Source organism: Streptomyces sp. NPDC044061 (assembly GCF_056434305.1).
Genome location: NZ_JBWKFL010000143.1, coordinates 1 through 3,591 on the forward strand (window position 1 = coordinate 1; position 3,591 = coordinate 3,591).

Here is a 3,591-nt window from a genome sequence, read left to right on the forward strand (position 1 = left end):
CCGCCCGTCGTGGTGGCCGATGCCGCCTACGGCACCAACGCCCACGTCCGGGCGGCACTGTCCGACCGCGGACTCCACTACGTGCTGGCCGTCCGCGCGGACGTTTCCGCCCACCCGTTCGACGCGAAGCCCGTGGCCCCGGACCGCAACGGACCCGTCGGCTGCTGGCCTCAGCCCCGCTACCGCCGCCCCGCACCCTCGGTGGCAGCCCTGGCCGCCGGCCTCGGGCAGGAGGCATTCACCTCCCTGACCTGGCGGCAGGGATCACGAGGAGAGTTACGGTCCCGCTTCGCCGCCGTGCGTGTCCGCCCGGCGGGTAACGCCGTCGAGCGTCCGATCCGGGCCGCTGCCTCAGCCGAGCAGGGCTGGTGGGACGGGATTCTGCCTGACTGCTGGCTGCTGGTCGAGTGGCCGGACGACGCCGAGACTCCCAGCGATTACTGGCTGTCCAAGCCTGCCTGCTGACACCCCCCCGATCGCAGACCTGGTCCGTCTGGCCAAGGTCCGCTGGCGCATCGAGCACGACTGCCGTGAACTCAAGCACGGCCTGGGTCTGGATCACTTCGAAGGCCGTTCCTGGCCCGGCTGGCACCGCCACGTCACCCTCGTGACCGCAGCGCACGCGTTTCTTACCGAACAGCGTCTGGCCCCAAAAGCTCCCGCACCGGGCTCACTCTCTACCAGACCCTCGACGCCCTCCAGGACATCCTGAGGTGCTGGACCGGCATCTGCACCACCTGCAACCAACCCCTGCCCAGCAGGCCACACACAACATCAAGATCGAGACGGACCTAACGGAGGTCCTATTAGCCTCGCGCTTTCATGAAGCGGGCTGTCCGGCAGGCGGTCAGGAAAGCAGAAAGTGCCCCTGACCAGCAAGAGTGAGGATTGTCGAGGTCCTTGTTCCTGCCGCCGCCGGAGGCACTTCCCAGGTGAAGCACTCTATCGGGTCCTACCCCCGTGTCCGTGTCCAGGACGACGGCCGCCAGGTCGTTTCCCAGGCCGGGTCGGTCCTGCTCGTCGAAACGGTCCGCAAGACCGGTCTTGACCAGGCCATATCCCAGGCTCTGACTCCGTGGCGCAAACCGCGGGCCGTCCACGATCTCGGCAAGGCCCTCCTGGACGTCGCCCTGGCGGTCGCACTGGGCGGGGACTGCCTCGCGGACCTCGCGATGCTGCGGTGCGAGCCGGCCGTCTTCGGCCCGGTCGCCTCGGACCCGACCATCTCCCGTCTGATCGACACCCTCGCCACCTCCGGCGACAAAGCCCTGCAGGCCATCCGGTCCGCACGGTCCGAAGTCCGTAGTCGTGCATGGTCGTTGGCCGGCAAGAACGCCCCGGACGCCGACGGCCAGGTCGTCATCGATCTCGACGGCGTCCTCGTGATCGCCCACTCCGACAAGGAGGACGCGGCCCCGACCTGGAAGAAGACCTTCGGCCATCACCCGCTGACGGCCTTCCTCGACCACGGACCGGGCGGAACCGGTGAGCCCGTCGCCGCCCTCCTCAGGCCGGGAAACGCGGGCTCCAACACCGCAGCCGACCACATCACCACCGCCCAACTTGCCCTGGCCCAACTGCCCAAGCGCTACCGGCGAGGGCGGCAGACCCTCATCCGCACCGACTCCGCCGGCGGCACCCACGAATTCGTCTCCTGGCTCGCCAGGCGAGGCCGATGGCTGTCCTACTCGGTCGGCATGGTGATCACCGAAACGATCCACGAACACGTGCTGAAGGTCCCCGCCTCAGCCTGGTCCCCGGCCGTCGAGACCGACGGCGAGGCCCGTGACGGGGCCTGGGTCGCCGAGCTCACCGGCAAGCTCCTGGACGGCTGGCCCAAGGGCATGCGACTGATCGTCCGAAAGGAACGGCCCCATCCTGGTGCTCAGTTGAGGATCACGGACGCGGACGGCATGCGGATCACCTGCTTCGCGACCAACACCCCTGACCGGCCGATCGCCGAGCTCGAGCTCCGTCACCGGCTGCGGGCCCGGGCCGAGGACCGGATCCGGGCCGCCCGGGCCACCGGCCTGCGCAACCTGCCCCTGCACACAACCGCCCAGAACAAGGTCTGGCTGGAGATCGTCCAGATCGCCCTCGACCTGCTGGCCTGGATGTCCATGCTTGCCCTCACCGGCAAGGCCCGACTCTGGGAACCCCGCCGCCTGCGATTCCGCCTGTTCTCCGCAGCCGCCCAACTCGTCACCACCGGCCGACGCAGGATCCTCCGCCTCGCCCAGCACTGGCCCTGGACCCGCGAGATCACCGCCGCCCTCGAACGACTCGCGCTCCTGCCCACCCCCGGCTGACCAGCAACCTGCCAACCGCCCGACGACAACATCACCCACCGGCCAGTGGAACCCGGCGCCCACCCGATGCGACAACCGGGCCGCCGGCCTGCCCACTGTCAGCCCCGGAAAGCGAAAGGGTCCACCGACTCCGTCGGCGGACCCTCGCGAAAGATCGAGGTTAGAGGACGTCCACACTGCTGACGTGCAGGTTTGGATATTTTGTCGACCGCCCGAGATCAGCCAATTGATCTGCCCTGCCCCGAATATGCAGGCGCGACGCCCGCTGCCTGTCGGGCGTGTTGTCGCGATCTCTGCACCAACACCTCCTGTCCGGTTCGAATATGAGCGGATCACCCCCGACGGCCACCCAGACGAGCGATATGCGGACCCCAACCCCTGCCGTATCAGTGCTGTTATGACAACTCAGCCGCTTCGCAAGCCCTATCCGAGCGATCTGTCCGACGCCCGCTGGGCCCTGATGGAGCCGACGCTCACCGCATGGCGAGCCGAGCGATAGAAGACCTCGCCCAACCTCGGCGGCAAGTCGTCGACCTGCGCGAAGTCATGAACGCCATCCTCTACGTCAACCGAACCGGCATCCTCTGGCGCTACCTCCCGCACGACTTCCCGCCCCACACCACCGTCCTCTCACACTTCAGCGCCTGGACCGCCGACGGCACGATCGAGGAACTGGGCGTCCACCTACACCGATTGATCCGCGAGCAGGAGGGACGCAAGGCCGGGCCGACCGCCACTGGCACCTGTGCGCCCCACTGCCGTTGGTCCTGCTGGACGCCAGCTACCGGGGCGCAGAACTGGCCACCGAGCTGGACTGCCTGGCCGTCCGGTTCCTAGGGCGACTGCGTGGCAGCCGGCACCCCCACTTCGACCCGCCGCCACGGCGGCCGGGCACCGACGGGCGCCTCTAGCGGCACGGCGCGAAGTATTCCTGTGCCTGCCCGCCCCCGACTGCGAGATCCGCCTCGACAGCGACCGCTACGGGAAAGTGACCATCCGCGCCTGGCACAACCTGGTGGCCCGCCGCTCCTGCTGGTGGAGCGGCGGGCCCGAGGACAAGCCCTTGCCTATCCTGTGCGGCACCGTCCTGCAAGTGCAGGTCGAGCGGCTGCTGCGCGGCGGCGGCACGGATTCGGACCTGAAACCCGCTGATCTCGATCTGCTGTGGATGGCGCCGGTTCGACGCATGATCAGGCGCTGAGTACTGTTTTGTGGATCAGGTAGGGTTCGATTCCCTCTGTTCCGCCCTCTTGGCCCCAGCCGGTGTCCTTGACGCCGCCGA

General features: G+C 68.4%; 2 protein-coding genes and 2 pseudogenes. All 4 read left to right on the forward strand.

From position 1 onward, the window contains the following. Positions 1 to 712: pseudogene (locus tag AC07CM_RS50565) on the forward strand (IS701 family transposase); the annotation flags it as partial. 220 nt (positions 713 to 932) lie between these two features. Continuing rightward, a complete protein-coding gene (locus tag AC07CM_RS50570; protein WP_478883309.1) occupies positions 933 to 2,309 on the forward strand; it encodes an IS1380 family transposase in 1,377 nt (458 codons plus the stop codon). Positions 2,310 to 2,706: 397 nt separating this feature from the next. Continuing rightward, positions 2,707 to 3,047, forward strand: a pseudogene (locus AC07CM_RS50575) (transposase); the annotation flags it as partial. Positions 3,048 to 3,297: 250 nt separating this feature from the next. Next, positions 3,298 to 3,510, forward strand: a complete 213-nt coding sequence (locus tag AC07CM_RS50580) for a hypothetical protein (RefSeq protein ID WP_478883310.1) — start codon at positions 3,298 to 3,300, stop codon at positions 3,508 to 3,510. The last annotated feature ends 81 nt before the right edge of the window (positions 3,511 to 3,591 follow it).